Origin of the sequence: Actinomadura bangladeshensis, from assembly GCF_004348335.1 — a bacterium.
Classification (GTDB): domain Bacteria; phylum Actinomycetota; class Actinomycetes; order Streptosporangiales; family Streptosporangiaceae; genus Spirillospora; species Spirillospora bangladeshensis.
In genome coordinates this window covers 1-5,798 of the sequence record NZ_SMJW01000370.1, presented here as the reverse complement: position 1 = coordinate 5,798, position 5,798 = coordinate 1, and the positions used below count along the sequence as shown (strand labels likewise).

General features: G+C 76.7%; 6 protein-coding genes. All 6 read left to right on the top strand.

All coding sequences use genetic code 11. From position 1 onward, the window contains the following. On the top strand, positions 1 to 817 hold an 817-nt coding region (locus E1284_RS42160; protein WP_165965585.1), incomplete at its 5' end, for a hypothetical protein. Beyond that, positions 805 to 2,181, top strand: a complete 1,377-nt coding sequence (locus E1284_RS37765) for a S8 family peptidase (protein WP_243714993.1) — start codon at positions 805 to 807, stop codon at positions 2,179 to 2,181. The genes E1284_RS42160 and E1284_RS37765, both read left to right, overlap by 13 nt. Before the next feature lie 25 nt (positions 2,182 to 2,206). Next, the gene (locus E1284_RS37760; protein ID WP_131944943.1) at positions 2,207 to 2,974 is read left to right on the top strand and encodes a hypothetical protein; all 768 of its coding nucleotides are present in this window, start codon (positions 2,207 to 2,209) and stop codon (positions 2,972 to 2,974) included. After that, entirely contained in the window at positions 2,968 to 4,185 is a 1,218-nt protein-coding gene (locus tag E1284_RS37755; protein ID WP_131944942.1) for a S8 family serine peptidase, read from the top strand. The genes E1284_RS37760 and E1284_RS37755 overlap by 7 nt, the downstream gene beginning before the upstream one ends. After that, positions 4,169 to 4,477 (top strand): MGMT family protein, encoded by a 309-nt coding sequence (locus tag E1284_RS37750; protein WP_131944941.1) that lies wholly within the window; start codon positions 4,169 to 4,171, stop codon positions 4,475 to 4,477. The genes E1284_RS37755 and E1284_RS37750 overlap by 17 nt, the downstream gene beginning before the upstream one ends. 115 nt (positions 4,478 to 4,592) lie before the next feature. Continuing rightward, positions 4,593 to 5,798 (top strand): ATP-dependent helicase (locus E1284_RS37745; RefSeq protein WP_207924186.1); only part of this gene is annotated, 1,206 nt, incomplete at its 3' end.

The window sequence follows — 5,798 nt, the reverse complement described above, 5'->3', positions numbered from 1 at the left end:
CCCGCCGGGGCCTCCGTACGCGGGTCCGCCGCGGCCGCTGGGCCCGCCGCCCCCGGCGCGCGACCCGCTGACCGTGCTGGGGCTGACCGGGCGCCAGTGGACGGCCGTCGCGCTCGTCGTCGGCTGCTGCTACCTCCTCACCACCGCCGTCGCGATGACCGGCGCGTGGACGACCTACCACCGCGAGCCGACCAGCGCCGAGCTGCAGGTGGCCGCGGACAAGGAGGTGGCGCGGCGCTGGCAGGCGTGGCCCGCGAACCGCATCTTCCCGCGGCGGATCCCGTACCGCCCCGTCGGCGACCACACCGAGTACGCGACCCGGACGGGCATCGTCCCCGACACCGGCTGCGCCCAGGCCGCCGACGAGGAGATCGCGCTCACGCTCCGCAAGCACGGCTGCCTCGCCGTCCTGCGCGCCACCTACGCCGACCAGCTGCAGGGCATCGTCGTCACCATCGGCGTCGTCGTGTTCCCCGACCCCTGGAAGGCCGACCGGGCGCTGAAGGAGCTGCCCCGCTCGCAGGGCCCGGACGCGGGCAAGGGGTCGGCCGAGCCCGCGCTGCACGCCGCCGCGTTCCCGGGCACCGCGTCCGCGAAGTTCACCGACAAGGCCCGGCAGGACCGGACGAGCGACCGCGGCGGCCCCTACGTGGTGCTGACGACGTCGGGGCAGGCCGACGGCCGTCCCGCGTCCGAGATCAGGAAGGCGCGTCCGGGCGAGCCGTTCGCCGTGGCGCCGCAGCTCGGCCACGCGGTCGCGCGGTCGCTCGCCGCCAAGGCGCTGCCCGACTGCGACGACCCGGAGTGGCAGTGCTGACCCGCCGGCGGGCCGCCGCCGGGCTGCTCGCGGGGGCGCTGGCCGGAAGCTGGCTGGTGCCCGTGCAGGCGCATGCGGACGAGATCCGCGACCGGCAGGCGCCCGTCCTGAAGACCCTCGGCATGGACGCCGCCTGGAAGATCACCAAGGGGCGGGGGGTGACCGTCGGGGTCGTCGACTCCGGCGTCGACCCGAACCAGGCGGATCTGCGCGGCAAGGTCACCACCGGCCCCAACATGATCGCCGAGGTCGACCGCGGCACCACGCCCAAGCGGCTGCACGGGACGGCGATGGCGTCGCTGATCGCCGGGCACGGCCACGGCCCGGGCGGACGCTCCGGGGTCATCGGGGTGGCCCCGCGGGCGAGCATTCTCGCCGTCCGGGCCATCAGCGAGCCGGAGGACGCGAGCTACCGCCGCTACCGCGGGTCGCAGGAGGCCAAGAGCTCGGTCGCGCGCGGCATCCGCTACGCCGCCGACCACGGCGCCGACGTCATCAACCTGTCGCTCGGCAACGAGGGGGAGTCGCTGGACGAGCGGGAGGCCGTGGCCTACGCCATCGGCAGGGGCATTGTGGTGGTGGCGTCGGCCGGCAACGACGGCGACAAGAAGCGCCTGCTGGACGAGGACGGCTTCGCGCCCTACTCCTACCCGGCGTCCTTCCCCGGCGTCATCGCGGTCGCGGCCGCCGAGCCCGACCACGAACGCGCGCCGTTCTCCAACCGCAACTACTCGGTGCTGGTGTCCGCACCCGGCGACGCCGTGGTCTCCGCGGGCTCCGGCAGCGACTACGTCATCGGCGGCGGCACCAGCCAGGCCGCCGCGCTGGTCTCCGGGATCGCCGCGCTGATCCGCGCGAAGTACCCGAAGATGGCGCCCGCGCTGGTGTCGCAGGCGCTGGTGCAGAGCACCGGGCACCGGCCGAAGGACGGCTACGACCCGGAGGTGGGGTTCGGCGAGGTGCACGCGGCCCGCGCGCTGGCGGCGGCCGCCACCATCGCCTCGGCGCACGCCGGGCCGGGCGAGGGCAAGCCCGAGCGCGAGCGGTTCGGCGCGGCCGAACCGGGCCCGGTGCAGATCATCGACCATCCGGGCTGGGTGACGTGGATGATCGTCGCGATCCTGGTGCTCGGCGCCGGCGGGACGGCCGGGGGCGGCGCGCTCGCGCTCGCCTTCTGGCGCGGCCACCGGAGGCCGACGGACGGCCCCGCGGACGGTCCCGCGCCCGGTCCGCCGCCCGGCCGGCCGCAGGGCCGCGGGCCGTACGGCCCGCCGCCGCGCCCGCCCTACATCGCGCCGCGCGACCCGGCGCCGCCCCCGCCGCGCAGCGCGCCCGGCGGTCCGACGCTGGTCCCCCCGTCCTGACCCGGCGTCGGCTACGCTCCGCTGCGTGTCGCGCGCCGAGATCACCGCCCCGGGCACCGAGCCGGAACCGGGATCGGGCGAACCGCCCGGCGGATGGCGGGTGTCGCGCCGGACGGCCGCGCTGGTGGCCGCGTCCGCGTGCGCGACGGTGCTCGTCGTCGCCGGGGTCCGGCTGTCGGCGGAGCTGACCCGCGGCCCGACCCCCGCCGAGCGCGCCGCGGCGTCCGCGGCGGAGCTGGCCGGCCGCTACCGCAGCTGGCCGGCGGGGCGGATCTTCCCCGCCGAACTCCCGTACACGCTCGGCCAGGCGTCCCCGGAGACGGCCCGCCGGGTCGGCATCGGCACCGACACCCGCTGCGAGACGGCCGCCGACGAGGCGCTCGTCCGGTCCCTGACGTCGCGCGGGTGCCGCGCCGCGCTCCGCGCCACCTACCTCGACCAGGCGCAGGGCGTCGCGGTGACGGTCGGCGTGGTGGTGTTCCCGGACGAGCGGTCGGCGCGCGAGGCGGTCGCCTGGTTCCCCGACCGCAAGGCCGGACCCGGGCTGCGGGCGCTGCCGTTCCCCGGCTCGGTCGCCGCCCGGTTCGGCGACGCGGCCCGGCAGGCGTCCGCCGCCGCCCAGCGCGGGCCGTACGTGGTCGCGGCGACCGCCGGGTACGCCGACGGGCGCCCCGCGCTGCGCGGGCCGCTCGCCGACCTGGCCGAACTCGTGCCGCAGCTGGTGCGGGGCGTGCTCGGGCCGCTGGCGACGCCCGCGGCGGTGCGCTGCGGCGACCGGGAGTGGCGGTGCTGAGGCGCCTCGCCGCCGCCCTGGCCGCCGTGGCGGCCGGCGCGGCGCTCGTCGCGATGCCCGTCCCGGCCCGCGCGGACCAGGTGCGGGACGCCGTGATGCCCGTCCTCGAATCGTTGAGCGTGCCGCGCGCGTGGACGATGGCGAAGGGCGCCGGGGTGACCGTCGCCGTCCTCGACTCGGGGGTGGACCCCGGCCAGGCCGACCTGGCGGGGTCGGTCACCGTGGGCCCCGACCTCACCCGCGGCGCCGGGCCGGCGGGCGCCCGGCCGAAGCGGCTGCACGGCACCAACATGGCGTCCATCATCGCCGGGCACGGGCACGGCCCCGGCGGCGCGCTCGGGATGATCGGCGTCGCCCCGGAGGCGCGGCTGCTGTCCCTGCGAGTCATCCTGGAGCGGGACGAACCGGGCTTCGCGGCGTTCACCGGCGCCGAGCGCTTCGCGGGCACGATCGCGGAGGGCATCCGGTACGCGGTCGACCACGGCGCCGACGTGGTCAACCTGTCGCTGGGCCGCTCGTATCCGACGCCGCGCGAACGCGAGGCCGTCGCCTACGCGGTCCGGCGCAACGTGGTCGTGGTGGCGGCGGCGGGCAACGGGGGCGCCGACCGGACGGCGAAGCGCGGCGGGCACACCCGGTACTCCTACCCGGCGTCGTTCCCCGGCGTCATCTCCGTCGCCGCCGTGGACGCCGCCGGCCGGCACGCCGGGTTCTCCAACCGCAACTCCGGCGTCGTGGTGTCCGCGCCCGGCGTGCAGATCATCGGCGCCGGGCCGGACGGCGGCTACTGGATCGGGGACGGCACGAGCCCCGCCACCGCGTTCGTCTCCGGCATCGCAGCGCTCATCAGGTCGCGGCACCCGGGCCTCGCGCCCGCGCTGGTCACGCAGGCGATCGTGGCGAGCACCCGGAACCGCCCGGACCGCGGCTACAACCGCGCGGTCGGGTTCGGGCGGGTCGACGCCGCCGCCGCGCTGACCGCGTCCGACGCCCTCGCGGGCGCCCGCATGGGCGGCGCCGGCCTCCCGGAGGACCGCCGGTTCGCGGGCGGCCCCGCCCGGCCGGTGCGGGTCGTGCACCGCTCGGGCGGGCTCGTCCTCACCTACCTGCTGGTGTGCGCGCTGGCCCTGTTCGGCCTGGCGGGCGCGGCGGTGGCCGTGCGCGGCGCCGCGCGCGATCCGGGACAATCGTCGGATGTGGTCCGAACCTGACGAGTACGCCGAGGCGGTGCTGGACGCGGTGGAGCGCATCCCGCCGGGCCGCGTCCTGTCCTACGGCGATGTCGCCGAACTGGTCGGGCGCGGCGGGCCGAGGCAGGTCGGCCGCGTCATGTCGCTGTACGGCGGCGCCGTCCCGTGGTGGCGGGTGATCCGCGCCGACGGGAGCCCGCCGCAGTGCCACGAGGGCCGCGCCCACGAGCACTACCGAGCCGAAGGCACCCCCCTGCGCCCCGACGGCCGCCGCGTCGACATGTCCCGTGCGCGCTGGCCGGGACCCTCCTGAACCGGCGCGGTGCCGGTCAGGTCCGCCGTCCAGCGGCGGAGTGTGGGTTTTCTCCCCGGCGACATGCGTGCGTTGTGGTCAGAACCGTCCCGGTGATCTGTTCCAATGAACTGTTGTGCCCTCTGGTTCCTACCGTCTCGTGCGCCGCGCCGGTCCCGCGCGGGCCGTCCCGCCTGCGCTCGACGAGCAGCAGCGGCGGGTCGTCGAGCACCCCGGCGGGCCGCTGCTCGTGCTGGCGGGGCCGGGCACCGGGAAGACCACGACGATCGTCGAGGCGGTCGTCGACCGCATCGAGAACCGGGGCGTCGATCCGGAGCGCGTGCTCGTCCTGACGTTCAGCCGCAAGGCGGCGGGCGAGCTGCGGGAGCGGATCACCGGGCGCCTGCACCGGACGACGCGCACGCCGCTCGCGCTCACCTTCCACAGTTACGCGTACGCGCTGATCCGGCGGGACGCCGTGCTGAACGAGGAGCCCGCCCCGAGGCTCCTGTCGGGGCCGGAGCAGCTCCTGGAAGTGCGGCGGCTGCTGGAAGGCGAGCTGGCGGACGGGGCGCACGACTGGCCCGAGCGGCTGCGGGCCGCCCTGGCGACCCGCGGGTTCGCCGAAGAGCTGCGCGACTTCACCTTGCGTGCCGTTGAGCGCCAGTACGTCGCCGAAGACCTCATTGCGCTGGGACGCATGCGCGGGCGCGACGACTGGCCCGCCATCGGCGGCTTCATGGAGCGCTACGTCGACCGCTTCCTGCTGGACCCCGTCCCCACCTACGACTACGGCGAGCTGATCCACATGGCCGCGGGCATGCTCGCGGATGAAGAGGTGCGGATCAGGGAGCGGGACGCCTACGACGTGGTGTTCGTGGACGAGTACCAGGACACCGACCCCGCGCAAGAAGCCCTCCTGCACCACCTCGCCGGCGAGGGACGCGACCTCGTCGTCGTGGGCGACCCCGACCAGTCGATCTACGGGTTCCGCGGCGCCGACGTCAGGGGGATCCAGGAGTTCCCCGACCGCTTCCTCACACTGGACGGCGAGCCCGCGCCCGTGGTGGCGCTGCGGACGTGCCGCCGGATGGGGCCGGAGATCCTGACGGCGTCGCGCCGCATCGCGCGGAGGCTGCCCGCCGGGTCGGCCGGGGCCGCCGAGCACCGGGCCCTGCATCCCGTGGAGGAACTGGACGACGGCGAAGTCCGCGCCGTGTCCTCCAGGGGGGGCGCCCCCCCTGGACCCCCCGATGAAGTGCGCGCTGTGTCCTCCAGGGGGGGCAACCCCCCTGGACCCCCCGATGAAGTGCGCGCTGTGTCCTCCAGGGGGGCCGCCCCC